The sequence below is a fragment of the Azospirillum humicireducens genome (assembly GCF_001639105.2).
GTDB classification, from domain to species: domain Bacteria; phylum Pseudomonadota; class Alphaproteobacteria; order Azospirillales; family Azospirillaceae; genus Azospirillum; species Azospirillum humicireducens.
On the sequence record NZ_CP028903.1, the window covers coordinates 896,990 to 911,216 of the forward strand.

General features: G+C 66.4%; 13 protein-coding genes and 1 pseudogene. 11 read left to right on the forward strand and 3 right to left on the reverse strand.

Translation table 11 applies throughout. The features are described 5' to 3' along the window. The first annotated feature begins 35 nt into the window (after positions 1-35). On the forward strand, positions 36-227 hold the full coding sequence (locus tag A6A40_RS21735) for a hypothetical protein (protein WP_236783940.1): 192 nt from the start codon (positions 36-38) through the stop codon (positions 225-227). 6 nt (positions 228-233) lie between these two features. Here A6A40_RS21735 and bla read toward each other — a convergent pair whose 3' ends face one another. Further along, a complete protein-coding gene (gene bla / locus A6A40_RS21740) occupies positions 234-1,121 on the reverse strand; it encodes a class A beta-lactamase (protein WP_108548070.1) in 888 nt (295 codons plus the stop codon). A 173-nt stretch (positions 1,122-1,294) separates the two neighbouring features. Here bla and A6A40_RS21745 point away from each other — a divergent pair, with 173 nt between their 5' ends. The 4 genes from A6A40_RS21745 (at position 1,295) to A6A40_RS21760 (ending at position 6,623) form a co-directional block, all read left to right on the forward strand. Beyond that, positions 1,295-1,531, forward strand: a complete 237-nt coding sequence (locus A6A40_RS21745) for a hypothetical protein (protein WP_108547920.1) — start codon at positions 1,295-1,297, stop codon at positions 1,529-1,531. Positions 1,532-1,921: 390 nt separating this feature from the next. Continuing rightward, entirely contained in the window at positions 1,922-4,621 is a 2,700-nt protein-coding gene (gene adhE / locus A6A40_RS21750) for a bifunctional acetaldehyde-CoA/alcohol dehydrogenase (RefSeq protein WP_108547921.1), read from the forward strand. Between the two features lie 75 nt (positions 4,622-4,696). Continuing rightward, a complete protein-coding gene (locus A6A40_RS21755) occupies positions 4,697-4,942 on the forward strand; it encodes a hypothetical protein (RefSeq protein ID WP_167562503.1) in 246 nt (81 codons plus the stop codon). Positions 4,943-5,000: 58 nt separating this feature from the next. Next, positions 5,001-6,623: an ABC-F family ATP-binding cassette domain-containing protein gene (locus A6A40_RS21760; RefSeq protein ID WP_108547922.1), complete on the forward strand. Its 1,623-nt coding sequence runs from the start codon at positions 5,001-5,003 to the stop codon at positions 6,621-6,623. Between the two features lie 63 nt (positions 6,624-6,686). Here A6A40_RS21760 and A6A40_RS31610 read toward each other — a convergent pair whose 3' ends face one another. Together A6A40_RS31610 and A6A40_RS21765 are read right to left on the reverse strand one after the other, a co-directional pair. Further along, on the reverse strand, positions 6,687-7,070 hold the full coding sequence (locus tag A6A40_RS31610; RefSeq protein WP_236783959.1) for a methyl-accepting chemotaxis protein: 384 nt from the start codon (positions 7,068-7,070) through the stop codon (positions 6,687-6,689). 42 nt (positions 7,071-7,112) lie between these two features. Continuing rightward, a pseudogene (locus A6A40_RS21765) lies at positions 7,113-8,311 on the reverse strand (MCP four helix bundle domain-containing protein); the annotation flags it as partial. Between the two features lie 372 nt (positions 8,312-8,683). On the opposite strand from A6A40_RS21765, the gene A6A40_RS21770 reads away from it, so the two are divergent. The 6 genes from A6A40_RS21770 (at position 8,684) to A6A40_RS21795 (ending at position 14,221) form a co-directional block, all read left to right on the forward strand. Then, positions 8,684-9,553: a GntR family transcriptional regulator gene (locus tag A6A40_RS21770; RefSeq protein WP_108547923.1), complete on the forward strand. Its 870-nt coding sequence runs from the start codon at positions 8,684-8,686 to the stop codon at positions 9,551-9,553. A gap of 5 nt (positions 9,554-9,558) precedes the next feature. Continuing rightward, complete coding sequence (locus A6A40_RS21775; protein ID WP_108547924.1) at positions 9,559-10,803, forward strand: ABC transporter substrate-binding protein; 1,245 nt, start codon at positions 9,559-9,561, stop codon at positions 10,801-10,803. 111 nt (positions 10,804-10,914) lie between these two features. After that, on the forward strand, positions 10,915-11,787 hold the full coding sequence (locus A6A40_RS21780; protein ID WP_108547925.1) for a branched-chain amino acid ABC transporter permease: 873 nt from the start codon (positions 10,915-10,917) through the stop codon (positions 11,785-11,787). After that, positions 11,784-12,782 carry a branched-chain amino acid ABC transporter permease gene (locus A6A40_RS21785; protein WP_108547926.1) on the forward strand — a complete coding sequence of 333 codons (999 nt, stop codon included), beginning with the start codon at positions 11,784-11,786 and terminating at the stop codon, positions 12,780-12,782. The genes A6A40_RS21780 and A6A40_RS21785 overlap by 4 nt, the downstream gene beginning before the upstream one ends. After that, positions 12,769-13,515, forward strand: a complete 747-nt coding sequence (locus A6A40_RS21790) for an ABC transporter ATP-binding protein (protein WP_108547927.1) — start codon at positions 12,769-12,771, stop codon at positions 13,513-13,515. The genes A6A40_RS21785 and A6A40_RS21790 overlap by 14 nt, the downstream gene beginning before the upstream one ends. Further along, complete coding sequence (locus A6A40_RS21795; protein ID WP_108547928.1) at positions 13,508-14,221, forward strand: ABC transporter ATP-binding protein; 714 nt, start codon at positions 13,508-13,510, stop codon at positions 14,219-14,221. Before A6A40_RS21790 ends, A6A40_RS21795 begins: the two co-directional genes overlap by 8 nt. The last annotated feature ends 6 nt before the right edge of the window (positions 14,222-14,227 follow it).

The window sequence follows — 14,227 nt, forward strand, 5'->3', positions numbered from 1 at the left end:
GCGCTACGGTCCGCGAGGTCGGCCGAGGGGTCGGAATGTTCAGCGTCAGCCAGGATGAAGCCGCCGCCATTCAGAGGGCGTTTCACGAAAGCGGCGAATGGGCGGCGGTCGTCGAGTTGCGGCGGCATTTTCCCATTCAGGACAATGTGAACGCCTTGAACGCCGTACGGGCCATCGTCAGATGGGCCCGGCCGCCGCATGCGGCTCCTGCCGACACGCCCGTCTGAGCTGCATCAGCCGACGATGCCGGCCACCGCCCGCGCCACCTCGGCGTGGATCGAATCGTGCTGATTGAAATCCTTCGCCGTCTGGGTCAGGTAGCTGGCGACCAGCAACGGCGGGCGGTTCTCCGGCCAGAGGATGGCGATGTCGTTGGCGGTGCCGTTGGTGCCCGTCCCGGTCTTGTCGCCGACCCGCCAGCCCGCCGGCAGCCCGGCGCGCAGCCGCTTGTCCCCGGTCTTGTTGGCGATCATCCAGTCGGCCAGTTGCCGGCTGGAGTCCGGACGCAGCGCGTCGCCCACCAGCAGCCGTTCCATGCTGCGCACCATGGCGGCGGGGGTGGTGGTGTCGCGCGGATCGCCGGGAATCGCGGTGTTCAGCGTCGGTTCGTTGCGGTCGAGCCGGGTGGTCTTGTCGCCGATGCCGCGCAGGAAGGCGGTGAGGCCGGCCGGGTTGCCGACACCCGGCAGCAGCAGGTTGGCCGCCACATTGTCGCTGAGCGTCATCGTCGCCTCGCACAGCTCGGCCACCGTCGGCGGCGTGCCGTTCAGCCGGGTTTCCGCGAACGGCGCATAGGGCACCAGATCGGCCGACGTCACCGGAATTCGCCGGTCCAGCCGCTCCCTGCCCTGGTCCACCGCCTTCAGCACGGCGGCAGCCAAAAGAAATTTGAAGGTACTGCACATCGGGAACCGTTCGTCCACGCGCCAGCCCTGCAGCCGGCCGGTCCCGGTGTCGAGCATCGCGACACCCAGCCGCCCACCGGTCCGCCCCTCCAGCGCCGCCATGCGTCCCGCCAGCCCATCGGCCGCCGGTTCCTTGCCGTTCGCCGCCTGCGCAACGGCTGTGGAAAACAGCAACGCCCCGCCCGTCGACACCAGGAAACCCCGCCTTCCGATCACTGCGACCTCCATTCTTCGTTGTGATGGCCGGACGATAGAAACCCGGCGCCACGCGAACAAACGAGGTTTCCTCGCGGAAGCCACAAATAAAACTAATGGCGGAAGAGCTTCCCCGGTCCGGTGGCGCCGTGGCACCCTATGGGATGCCAGCGATGGGCAAAGGGAGCGGTCGGATGCCGTTGCGTCAGGACATGGAGACCGGCCGGTTCAAGGCGCGGGCCGAGGATGGCACCGTCCATTCGGTCGTCGAGGTCACCAGCTTCATCCAGATGGTCACCTTCCGCGGCCCCGCCGGCTGGGTGCCGGAAGGGAAGAGTTACCGTCTGGACGAAGGCGAGACGGTGGAGGAGACGGCGGATGGCTGTTTCCGGATCGCCGCGACGGGGTTGGCACTCCGGCGGATCGGTTGAGGACCGGCGGTGCTGTTCCACACCTGCTCTCATCGGCCGTGAAACGGATGCCATCGACACAGCCCAGCCCTGAGAGCCAAGCGGTCTCACCGTTTCTCTTCATCTCATCAATCAGGCGAAGCGGCTGCCGTCACACACTCCGCCATCTGTATTCTATGTAGTTAAACTACATTATGGTTGTTAGGATTAATCCATCATCTATTCATGATTTTTTGGAAGATTTTCCTTATCGCATGATCCAGATCAATCATGACGGTGAGTGGTATGACCACTCTTGCGAAGGCCTCAGGGAAGATGTAGGTTTCCTACATACCGCATGGAACCGCGATTTGGCGGGTTCCAGGCCCGGTTGCCGGCCGCATGGCGACACCCGACGGGAGACGCCCGATCATGGTTACGACTGTCAAATCCCTCACCGACCTGAACGCCCTGATTGCGCGGGTGAAGGCTGCGCAGGCGCGCTTTGCCGAGTATCCGCAGGAGAAGGTGGACCTGATCTTCCGCAGCGCGGCGCTTGCCGCCGCCGACGCCCGCATCCCGCTCGCCAAGATGGCGGTGGCGGAGACCGGCATGGGCGTGATGGAGGACAAGGTCATCAAGAACCACTTCGCCGCCGAATACATCTACAACAAGTACAAGGACGACAAGACCTGCGGCGTGCTGTCGGAAGACGATGATGCCGGCATCCTCACCATCGCCGAGCCGGTCGGCCTGATCTGCGGCATCGTCCCCACCACCAACCCGACCTCCACCGCCATCTTCAAGGCGCTGATCGCGCTGAAGACCCGCAACGGGCTGGTCCTCTCTCCCCATCCCCGCGCCCGCAAATCGACCTGCGAGGCCGCCCGCCTGGTGCTTGCCGCCGCGGTCGAGGCCGGCGCGCCCGACGACATCATCGGCTGGATCGACGAGCCCTCGCTGGAGCTCTCCAACGCCGTCATGCACCATCCCGACATCAACCTGATCCTCGCCACCGGCGGGCCGGGCATGGTCAAGGCCGCCTATTCGTCGGGCAAGCCCGCCATCGGCGTCGGCGCCGGCAACACCCCGGCCGTCATCGACGAGTTCGCCGACATCAAGCGGGCGGTGGCCTCCATCCTGATGTCCAAGACCTTCGACAACGGCGTGGTCTGCGCGTCCGAACAGTCGGCGGTGGTGGTCGATGCCGTCTATGACGCCGTGCGCGACCGCTTCGCCCACCATGGCGGCTACATCCTGTCGGCCCGCGAGGCCGACGCCGTGCGCAAGGTGCTGCTGACCGACGGCCATCTGAATGCCGACATCGTCGGCCAGCCCGCCCATGCCATCGCCGCCATGGCCGGCCTGACCGTGCCGCATGCCACCAAGGTGCTGATCGCCGAAGTCACCGACATCGCCGACAGCGAACCCTTCGCCCACGAGAAGCTGTCGCCCACCCTGGCGCTCTACCGCGCCAAGGACTTCCCCGAGGCTTGCGACAAGGCCGCCGCCCTGGTGGCGCTGGGCGGAATCGGCCACACCTCGGTCCTCTACACCGACCAGGACCAGCAGGCCGACCGCATCCGCCATTTCGGCGACCGGATGAAGACCGCCCGCATCCTGATCAACACGCCGTCGTCCCATGGCGGCATCGGCGACCTCTACAACTTCCGCCTCGCGCCCTCGCTGACGCTGGGCTGCGGCTCGTGGGGCGGCAACTCGATCTCCGAGAATGTCGGGCCGCAGCATCTCATCAACAAGAAGACGGTGGCGAAGAGGGCGGAGAACATGCTGTGGCACAAGCTGCCCAAGTCGATCTATTTCCGCCGCGGCTGCCTGCCCTTCGCGCTTGAGGAGCTGCGCGGCAAGAAGCGCTGCCTGATCGTCACCGACCGCTTCCTGTTCGAGAACGGCCATGTCGCCGACAGCGTCCGCGTGCTGAAGTCGCTGGGGCTGGAGGTCGAGACCTTCTTCGAGGTCAGCGCCGACCCGACGCTGGCGGTGGTGCGCAAGGGTGTCGCTCTGGCGAATGCCTTCCAGCCCGACGTGATCCTGGCGCTGGGCGGCGGCTCGCCGATGGATGCGGCCAAGATCATCTGGGTGATGTACGAGGCGCCCGAGGTGGCGTTCGAGGATCTGGCGCTGCGCTTCATGGACATCCGCAAGCGCATCTACACCTTCCCCAAGCTGGGCGTGAAGGCGCAGCTGGTGGCGGTGCCGACCACCTCGGGCACGGGCTCCGAAGTCACCCCGTTTGCGGTTGTGACCGACGAGCGCACCGGAACCAAGTACCCGATCGCCGATTACGAGCTGACGCCGACGCTGGCGATCATCGACGCCAATCTGGTGATGGACATGCCCAAGGGGCTGACGGCGGCTGGCGGCATCGACGCGGTGACCCACGCGCTGGAGGCCTATGTCTCGGTGGTGGCGAACGAGTATTCGGACGGTCAGGCGCTGCAGGCGCTGAAGCTGTTGAAGGAGCATCTGCCCTCTGCCTACCGCAACGGCTCGAAGGACCCGAAGGCGCGGGAGCTGGTTCACAACGCGGCGACGCTGGCCGGCATCGCCTTTGCCAACGCCTTCCTCGGCGTCTGCCATTCGATGGCGCACAAGCTGGGGGCGGAGTTCCACATTCCGCACGGCATCGCCAACGCCCTGCTGATCGCCAACGTGATCCGCTACAACGCGGCGGACATCCCGACCAAGCAGACGGCGTTCAGCCAGTATGACCGGCCCAAGGGCGTGGCGCGCTATGCGCAGATCGCCCGCCATCTGGATCTCGGCGGCAGCCGCGACCATGAGCGGGTCGAGAAGCTGATCGGCTGGGTCGAGGAGTTGAAGCAGGCTTTGGAGATCCCGGCCTCGATCCAGGCGGCAGGCGTGCCGGAGGCGGCCTTCCTGGCGCGGGTCGATGCGATTGCCGAGGCGGCCTTCGACGACCAGTGCACCGGCGCCAACCCGCGCTATCCGCTGGTCGCCGAAATCAGGCAGCTGCTCATCGACAGCTACTATGGACGCGCCTATGCCGAGCCCTCCGCCCAGGAGCCGGCAACGGCCGAGGTCCAATCTCCGGCAAAGCCTGCCGGCCGCAAGGATGCCGCCCGCAAGGAAGCGGCGCTCGCCAAGTGACACCGTGGTGGGGGGAGCCCGCCAAACCGGCTCCCCCCACCCTGCTCCGACACATCTCATCCAAGGATCAAAGCCATGAGCAAAGCGATCATGTGGGCCGAAAGCGACGCCCGCGGCTTCCAGACAGAATGCCTGTTCAACGAAGACAACCGCTGCTACGAGGTGCTGGTCTCCGCCAGGGCCATGGGGGTCGACCGGGCGGAGAGCTTCCCGGTGGTGGAGGATCCCGGCCTGGGCATGAGCGCGGACGACCTGCACCGCTCGATCAGGCTTGCCGACCGTCTCGTCTCGGAAATGGAACGGTCGCTCGGCGACTACTGACCGGCCGGTGCGTCCTGTGGCATAAGGGGCCAACCACGCCACGGGAATTCAGCCGGATATGATTCGTTTCGACACTGTCAGCAAGCAGAATGGTCACCGCATTCTTTTCCTGGAGGCCTCTGCGGCACTGAACCGGGGTGAGAAGATCGGCCTCGTCGGTCCCAACGGTGCGGGCAAGACCACCCTGTTCCGCATGATCACCGGCGAGGAGCAGCCGGACGGCGGTCAGGTCGCCATCGAAAAGCAGGTCAGCATCGGCTATTTCAACCAGGATGTCGGCGAGATGTCCGGCCGCAGCGCGGTGGCCGAGGTCATGGACGGCGCCGGTCCGGTCAGCGTCGTCGCGGCGGAACTGGCCGAGCTGGAAGCGGCGATGGCCGACCCCGACCGCGCCGACGAGATGGACGCCATCATCGAGCGCTACGGCGAGGTGCAGGCGCGCTTCGACGAGCTCGGCGGCTACGAGCTGGAGGGCAAGGCCCGCGAGGTTCTGGCGGGCCTGAGCTTCAGCCAGGAGATGATGGACGGCGATGTCGGCGGCCTGTCGGGCGGCTGGAAGATGCGCGTGGCGCTCGCCCGCATCCTGCTGATGCGGCCCGACGCCATGCTGCTGGACGAGCCGAGCAACCACCTGGACATCGAAAGCCTGATCTGGCTGGAAGGCTTCCTGAAGGGCTATGAAGGCGCCCTGCTGATGACCTCGCACGACCGCGAGTTCATGAACCGCATCGTCACCAAGATCATCGAGATCGACGGCGGAACGCTGACCAGCTATTCCGGCGACTACAGCTTCTACGAGAAGCAGCGGGCGTTGAAGGAGAAGCAGCAGGAGGCGCAGTTCGAGCGGCAGCAGGCCATGCTGGCGAAGGAACTGAAATTCATCGAGCGCTTCAAGGCCCGCGCCTCGCACGCTTCCCAGGTGCAGAGCCGGGTGAAGAAGCTGGACAAGATCGAACGCTTCGAACCGCCCAAGCGCCGGCAGGTCGTGACCTTCGACTTCCCGCCGGCCCCGCGCTCCGGCGACGACGTCGCGGTTCTGAAGAACGTGCACAAGGGCTATGGCGGCCGGGCGATCTATCAGGGGTTCGATCTGACCATCCGCCGCAAGGAGCGCTGGTGCGTCATGGGCGTCAACGGCGCCGGCAAATCGACCCTGCTGAAGCTGATCGCCGGCGCGGCCGAGCCCGATGCCGGCACCGTGACCATCGGCGGCAGTGTCAGGATGGGCTATTTCTCCCAGCACGCCATGGAACTGCTTGACGGCGACCAGACCATCTTCGAATCGCTGGAGGCGCATTTCCCGCAGGCGAGCCAGGGATCGCTGCGGGCGCTGGCCGGCTGCTTCGGCTTTTCCGGCGACGATGTGGAGAAGAAGTGCCGCGTGCTGTCGGGCGGCGAGAAGGCCCGGCTGGTGATGGCGATCATGCTGTTCAACCCGCCGAACTTCCTGGTGCTGGACGAACCGACCAACCACCTCGACCTCGACACCAAGCAGATGCTGATCGCGGCGCTGGGGGCGTATGAGGGCACCATGCTGTTCGTCTCGCACGACCGGCATTTCCTGGCCGCGCTGTCCAACCGCGTGCTGGAGCTGACGCCGGACGGCATACACCAGTATGGCGGCGGCTATACCGAGTATGTGGCGAGCACCGGCCAGGAAGCGCCGGGCCTGCACAGCTGACCGGAAGACATCGAAAGAGGATCGGGAGCGCCGGCCTTTCGCGCGGCGCTCCCGGTCTCCGCCTTATGCCGCCTTGATCGACGCCAGGAACTGCTCCACCTCGTGGCGCAGGGTTTCCGACTGCCGGGCCAATTCGCCGGCGGCCGACTGGACCTGACCGGCGGCGCTGCCGGTCTCTCCCGCCGTCTGCGTCACCTGGACGATGTTGTCGGAGACCTCCTGCGTCCCGACCGCGGCCTGCTGCACGTTGCGGGAGATTTCGTTGGTCGCCGCCCCCTGCTCTTCGATGGCAGCCGCGATTGCGGTGGAAATGTCGTTGATGCTGGTGATGGTTCCGCTGATCCCGCCGATGGCGGCGACGGCGCCGGACGTGGCCGACTGGATCGCAGCGATCTGGCTGGCGATCTCGTCGGTCGCCTTGGCGGTCTGGGCAGCCAGCGACTTCACTTCCCCGGCGACGACGGCGAAGCCCTTGCCCGCTTCGCCGGNGCATCGGCCAGACCGCGCACCGTGTCGTTGGTCCGCGATGCCTCTTCCACCGCCTGCGCGGCAATGCGGGTCGAGTTGGTGACCTGCTGGCTGATCTCACGGATCGAACTGCTCATCTGCTCCGTGGCGGTGGCGACGGTCTGCACGTTGGCGCTGGTCTGCTCCGCCGCCGCGGCGACGGCCCCGGCCTGGGAATTGGTCTGCTGCGCCATCGCCACCATGCTCTGCGCCGTCGCGTCCAACTCGGAAGCGGCCGACGATACAGTGCGCAGGGCGGAGGCGGCCGCACGGTCGAAATGGGAGATCAGCTGCTCGATCTTTTCTGTCCGGCGCAGCTTGGCGGCCTGCTCCGCCGCCTGTTCCGCCGCCAGCCGGTCGGCCTGCACCAGCCCGTCCTTGAACACCTGGACCGCCCGCGCCATGGAGCCCAGTTCGTCGCCCCGCCCGGTGCCGCTCACCTCGGCCGACAGGTCGCGGGCGGCAAGCCGGCCCATCGTGCCGGTGATGGCGTGGATCGGCCGCGACACTGTCGCGATCATCATCCAGGCGGCGCCGATGCAAACCACCATGACGAAGCCGAGCGCCATGACGATCAGGATTCTACTCTTCAGGAAGACCTGCTCGCCGCGGGTGGCGGATTCGGCCCCATTCCTGGTGTTGAACTCCGTCAGTTCATCCAGAATCTTCTTGGCGGACCGGTACGCCACGCGGGAGTCTCCGCGGAAAAGCGTCGCAGCCTCCTGATTCCGGTTGGCCCGCGACGCGGGCAGCAGCTTCTGCTGGCTGATGGACAGATAGCTTTCCCACAGCGCGATGAACTTCCGATGGTTTTCCGTCTCCCAACCCGGCGTCAGCAGCGCGGCATAGGCCTGATTCGCCTTTTGAAAGCTGTTCAGGACGACCTGCATCGTGTCTTCCTCGACCTTATAGTCCTCAGGAGTCTCCGAGGCGATATGAGCTCCTTCAAGGATCCGATAGAAGTCGAAAGCCGCACGCAGTTCACCGATGGATTTGACGCTGGGCAGCCAGTTGTCCCGGATTTCCGCAGCCTCATCGTTCACAACGGAAAGCCTGTCAATGGCAAAGGCACCGAGGCATAGAGTGAACAGCATGACGATGGCGAAGCTGACCAGAGACTTCATCCTTATGGTGGTGTCGGTTACCCATGACATTCGCCTGCCTCCCCCTGTTGCGCCCATGCTTGGGCCGGTGAGCGAAATCACCAATTTTCAGCGTCAAGAGATAGCTCTCCAGAACCCAAGGGCGACCTGAGGAAAACCCTGATATCTTAATGATGTTCGTTTTCTTTCATTCCAAAATCGCAATCCATTATCATGTCTTTACAAAGTTTCGGAGAATTTTTCGCCTCCTGGTCACGATGTTGCGCGGCTTTGCGGTTTCATGGATTGGCAACAAGCCCGCCATGGCATCGCACCGCCCTGCCGCTCGTTCGGCGAACCGTTCACACGCCGAACATCGCCGTTGACCAAACCTGTATTATAGATCATACAGGTTCCTGTCTGATGAAGAGGCAGGAACCGGTTTCCAACGACAGGGGGAGGCGGAGCACCGTGAAGTCGGCGGTCGAACCTCTGAAAGCGCGCAGGATCTATCTGCTGCTGCGCGACCGCATCGTCGCCGGCGAACTGCCGCCGGGCGCGCGCCTGCCGGGAGAACCGGCGCTGGCGGCCGAACATGCCGTGTCGCGGGTCACCGTGCGCCGTGCGCTCGACCTGTTGGAAAAGGAAGGGTTGGTGCAGCGCAAGCCCGGCTCCGGCACCTTCGTGCACGACACGCGCGCCGTCCGCCCCATCGTCGCCGATCTGTCCAACGTGCTGTCGCACCTGATCGACATGGGGCGCAGCACCGACGTGCGGCTGCTGTCCTTCGGTTATCTGGTGCCGTCAGAGGCCATCGCCGCAAGCCTGGGGCTGCAGCCGGGGGAGCGGGTCCAGCGGTCGGTGCGCGTGCGGCTCATCGATGGGGAGCCCTTCTCCTACCTGACCACCCATGTGCCGGAATGGATCGGCCTGACCTATTCTGAGGCCGAACTGGCGGCGCGCCCGCTGCTGGAGTTGATCGAACGGTCGGGCGTGGAAACCGACCGGGCGACCCAGGCGATCAACGCCACACTGGCCGGGCCGGAGGCCGCGGCGGCGCTGGACCTGGAGATCGGATCGCCGCTGCTGACGCTGACCCGCATCGTCTATGAACCGTCGGGCCGCGGCGTCGAGCATCTTCACGCGCAGTACCGGCCCGACCGCTACAGCTTCCACATGGATCTCGTGCGCACCGGCAAGGACGGCGAACGGCGCTGGAGCCCGGCGCTGGGCCGGCCGCGCAGCAGCGACAAGACCAAGACCGACAAGACCAAGACCGACAAAGGCAAATCGGGCGAAAAGCCCACCCGCGCAGCGCGGGTCATCAAACAGAGGAGTTGAGCGTTATGGGACGTTCGGTTCAGGATCCCGCGCTTTGCGGGATTTCCCGCCGCACCGTGCTGAAGGCCGGTGCCGCAGCCGCTGCTTTCGCCGCCGTGCCGGTGGCCGCCCCGTCGATCCTGCGGGCGCAGACCCCGGTGGTGAAGATCGGCATCCTCCAGCCGGTGACCGGCGCGCTGGCCCATGACGGCGACCTCGGCCGGCTGGGCGCGGAGATCGCGATCAACGAGATCAACGCGGCCGGCGGCATCAAGTCGCTGGGCGGCGCAAAAATCGAGATGGTGTTCGGCGACGCCCGCTCCACCCCCGAAGCCGGCACGCAAGAGGTGGAACGCATGCAGGCGGAAGGCGTGTCGGCCATCGTCGGCGGCTTCGCCAGCCCGATCTGCCTTGCCGCGTCCCAGGCGGCGGCGCGCTACGACCTGCCCTATCTGGTCGATGTCGGCGTGTCGGACCAGATCATGGCGCGCGGCCTCGCCAACACCTTCCGCTTCAGCCCCGGCTTCGGCAAGGTCACGACGGTGGCGCTGGACAACCTCACCGCCATCAACGAGAAGGCGGGCAAGCCGGCCAGGACCGTCGTGCTGGTGCATGAGGATGGGCTGTTCGGCTCAGGCCTCGCCAAGCTGCTGCAGACCGAACTGCCCAAGCGCGGCTTCGAGGTGCTGGAGACCATCGCCCACCCGACCCCGGCGCGCGACATGTCCAACGTGGCGCTGCGCATCCGCTCCCTGAACCCGGATCTGGTGATCCCGTCCAATTATTACGGCGAGTTCGTCCTGCTCGCCCGCACCATGCAGCAGCAGCGCATCAAGCCCAAGGGCATCTACGCCATCCTGGGCGGTGCGGCGTCGAACGGGCGCTTCGTCAAGGAATTCCCGCAGGCGGCCCAGAACGTCATCGACTGCAACCACTGGCACGATCCGAAGAACCCCAAGGCGCTGGCCTTGCGCAAGGCGGTGGAGGACCAGGGCAAATCCTTCGCCTACAATGTGCCGCTGAACTATTCGAACCTGCTGCTGCTGGCCGATGCCATCGAGCGCGCCGGCTCCGCCGACCGCAGGAAGATCATCGAGGCGCTGAACGCCTCCAGCTTCGCCGGCCACATCATGCCCTACGGCCCGACGAAGTTCGTGAACGGCCAGAATGAAGGCGCCACCCCGATCAACACCCAGATCCAGGGCAGCGACATCAAGGTGATCCACCCCGAAGCGTTCGCCGAGGCGAAGGCCAACTTCCCGGCGGCCTGATCCCTTTTTCCGCCGTCGCATCTCCGCATTCCCCCCATCCGCCGCAGGGCGCCGCCGGCCGGCGATCCGTGCCGCGGGCGGGGGGACCATTCCCCTCATGCGCGGGCTGCCATGTATTCACCTCAGATCATCCTGGAAGCGGCGCTGAACGGTCTGATGACCGGTGCGGTCTATGCGCTGATCGCGCTCGGCCTGACGCTGATCTACGGCGTGCTCCACATCATCAACTTCGCCCATGGCGCGCTTCTGACCTGCGCGATGTTCGCGGTCTGGCTGGCCTGGGCGTGGCTGGGGATGGACCCCTATCTGGCCATCCTGCCGCTGGTGCCGCTGATGTTCGCGCTCGGCTATGGCCTGCAGCGCTTCGTCGTCGGCCCGGCCAGCCACGGCGACGACGGCAACATCCTGCTGGTCACGCTCGGCCTGTCCATCATGCTGGAGAATGTGCTGCTGGCGCTGTTCCAGTCGGACACCCGCACGCTCGACACCGACTATTCCTTCCAGGTGGTGGCGCTGGGGCCGCTGCTGCTCTCCTACCCGCGGGTGATCGGGCTGGGGGTGGCGGTGGTGGTGACCGGCCTGCTGTGGCTGGTGCTGAACCGCACCGACACCGGCAAGGCGATCCGCGCCGTCGCCAAGGAGAAGCTGGGCGCCAATCTGGTCGGCATCGACGTGCCGCACATCTATGCCGTCACCTTCGGGCTCGGCTGCGCCTGCCTTGCCGTGGCGGCGGGGCTGCTGATGCCGACCTTCTACGTCAATCCGCGCATCGGCGGCGCCTTCGTGCTGGTCGCCTTCACGGTGGTGGTGCTGGGCGGCATGGGCTCGATCCCCGGCGCGTTGCTGGGCGGCCTGTTCATCGGCGTGGTGGAGAGCCTGTGCGGCCTGTTCCTGGGCGACAGCCTGGGCCAGATCGGCATCTTCCTGATCTTCATCGCCGTGCTGCTGGTGCGGCCGACCGGACTGTTCGGAGCCAAGGCATGACCGCGCGCGACCTGATCCCGATCGCCGTCCTGACCGTCCTGGCGGCACTGCTGCCGCTGGCGGTGACCTCCAGCACGGTGTTGAACTTCCTGGTCTTCACGTTGATCGTGTCGCTGGGCGCGCAGGGCTGGAACATCCTGGGCGGCTTCGGCGGCCAGTTCAGCTTCGGCCATGCCGCCTTCTTCGGCACCGGCGCCTATGTGACGGCGATCCTGCAGTTGCGCTACGGCGTCAACGCCTGGGCCGGTCTGGCGCTGGCGACAACGGCCGGCGCCCTGGTCGGCTGGGTCATCGGCTTCCTCAGCTTCCGGTCGGGCCTGCGCGGCTCCTACTTCGCGCTGGTGACGCTGGCCTTCGCCGAGGTGTTCCGCATCCTCGCCAACGCCGCCTCCGTCACCGGCGGCGCTGCCGGCCTGCTGATCAAGCTGGACGTCCGCCCGGCCAACCTGCAATTCGACGACCGCGCCGTCTTCTACTGGCTGGTGCTGGCCTTCGTCGCCGCAACGCTGCTGCTGACGCGCTGGATCCAACGGTCCCGCTTCGGGGCGCAGCTGGTGGCGGTGCGCGAGAACGAGGATGCCGCCAAGGCGCTGGGCGTCAATTCCCTGACGGTGAAGCTGCGGGCCATCGCCCTGTCCGGCGGGGTGACGGCGCTGTCCGGCTGCCTTTATGCCCAGTATTTCCTCTACATCGACGCCAACATCGCCTATGGCAGCTGGATTTCGGTGGAGCTTCTGCTGGCCCCGATCATCGGCGGCGTCGGCACCGTCTTCGGCCCGGTGGTGGGGGCGCTGACCCTGCACGGGCTGGGCGAGGTCGCCAAGCAGTTCGCCGGCCGCATCCCCGGCATCGACCTGATCGTCTTCGGCGGCGTGCTGGTGCTGGCCGTCGCCTTTGCCCGCGGCGGCATCCTGGGCCTGCTGGAGCGGCTGCGCGACCGTGGCCGGGGAATGGTGACGCGCGGTCCCAAGGAGGTTTCCCATGCTGGCCGTTGACGGCGTTTCCAAGCGGTTCGGCGGGCTGATGGCGGTGGACAGCGCGACGCTGGCGCTGGAGCCCGGCGGCATCGTCGGGCTGATCGGTCCGAACGGCGCCGGCAAGACCACGCTGTTCTCGATGATCTCCGGCTTCATCGCCCCCACCGACGGACGCATCCGCTTCGAGGGCACCGACATCACGTCCGAGGAGCCGCACCGAAGGGCCGAGCGCGGCATCGGCCGCACCTTCCAGATCGTCCAGCCCTTCGCCGGGCTGACGGTGTGCGAGAACATCGCGGTCGGCGCCTATCTGCGCCATGCCAGGCGCGCCGATGCCATCGCCAAGGCGCGCGAGGTGGCGCACCGGGTCGGGCTGGGCGCCGAACTCGACCGGCCGGCCGGCGGGCTGACGGTGGCCGGGCGCAAGCGGCTGGAGCTGGCCCGCGCGCTGGCGACCGAACCCAAGCTGTTGTTGCTGGACGAGGTGCTGGCCGGACTGAACCCGTCGGAGATCCGCGACATCATCCCGGTGATCCGGGGCATCCGCGACGAAGGGGTGACGATCCTGATGATCGAACACGTCATGCAGGCGGTGATGAACCTGTGCGAGCGCGTCTATGTGCTGGCCCAGGGCCGCATGATCGCCGAGGGGCCTCCTGCCGCCGTCTGCGCCGACACCCGCGTGATCGAGGCCTATCTCGGCCACGGCGCCGCCGCCCGGCTGAAGGCGGAGGGGGCGGCCCATGGCTGAGCAGCTTCTGGAAATCCGCGGCCTGAAGACCGGCTATGGCGCGACCGAGGTGTTGCGCGGCATCGACATGGCCGTCCATGCCGGCGAGATCGTCACGGTGCTGGGTTCCAACGGCGTCGGCAAGACGACGCTGAACAAGGTGCTGTCGGGCGTGCTGCCGGCCTGGACCGGCGAGATCCGCTTCGGCGGCACCCGCATCGACGGGAAATCCGCCGCCCGCATCGTCGAGGAGGGGCTGATCCAGGTGCCGGAAGGCCGCAAGATCTTCCCCAACCTGTCGATCCGCGAGAATCTGGAATTGGGCAGCTACCGCCGCGGCAAGCCGAACCGGGCGCGGAACCTGGAGCGCATCTTCGCGACATTTCCCCGCCTGAAGGAACGCGAAGGCCAATTCGCCGGCACCCTGTCCGGCGGCGAGCAGCAGATGCTGGCCATCGGCCGCGGCATGATGGCCGAGCCGCGTCTGCTGATCCTCGACGAACCGTCGCTCGGCCTCTCGCCGCTGGTGGTGGAGGAGATGTTCGGGCTGATCCGCAAGCTGAACGCCGACGGGCTGGCGATCCTGCTGGTGGAGCAGAATGTCGTCCAGTCGCTGGAGGTCGCCTGCCGGGCCTACATCCTCGAAAACGGCGTCTTCGCACTGTCGGGACCGTCCGACGAGATCGCGCGCGACCCCGAGTTGAAACGCACCTATCTCGGCCTGTGAGCGATG

Excerpts from the sequence above, each read along its gene's own strand:
- A6A40_RS21735 (WP_236783940.1), top strand. The coding sequence starts at position 36 with ATGTTCAGCGTCAGCCAGGATGAAGCCGCCGCCATTCAGAGGGCGTTT.
- A6A40_RS21760 (WP_108547922.1), top strand. The coding sequence starts at position 5,001 with ATGATTCGTTTCGACACTGTCAGCAAGCAGAATGGTCACCGCATTCTT.
- A6A40_RS21790 (WP_108547927.1), top strand. The coding sequence starts at position 12,769 with ATGCTGGCCGTTGACGGCGTTTCCAAGCGGTTCGGCGGGCTGATGGCG.
- A6A40_RS21775 (WP_108547924.1), top strand. The coding sequence starts at position 9,559 with ATGGGACGTTCGGTTCAGGATCCCGCGCTTTGCGGGATTTCCCGCCGC.
- A6A40_RS21780 (WP_108547925.1), top strand. The coding sequence starts at position 10,915 with ATGTATTCACCTCAGATCATCCTGGAAGCGGCGCTGAACGGTCTGATG.
- A6A40_RS21745 (WP_108547920.1), top strand. The coding sequence starts at position 1,295 with ATGCCGTTGCGTCAGGACATGGAGACCGGCCGGTTCAAGGCGCGGGCC.
- A6A40_RS21755 (WP_167562503.1), top strand. The coding sequence starts at position 4,697 with ATGAGCAAAGCGATCATGTGGGCCGAAAGCGACGCCCGCGGCTTCCAG.
- A6A40_RS21785 (WP_108547926.1), top strand. The coding sequence starts at position 11,784 with ATGACCGCGCGCGACCTGATCCCGATCGCCGTCCTGACCGTCCTGGCG.
- adhE (WP_108547921.1), top strand. The coding sequence starts at position 1,922 with ATGGTTACGACTGTCAAATCCCTCACCGACCTGAACGCCCTGATTGCG.
- A6A40_RS21795 (WP_108547928.1), top strand. The coding sequence starts at position 13,508 with ATGGCTGAGCAGCTTCTGGAAATCCGCGGCCTGAAGACCGGCTATGGC.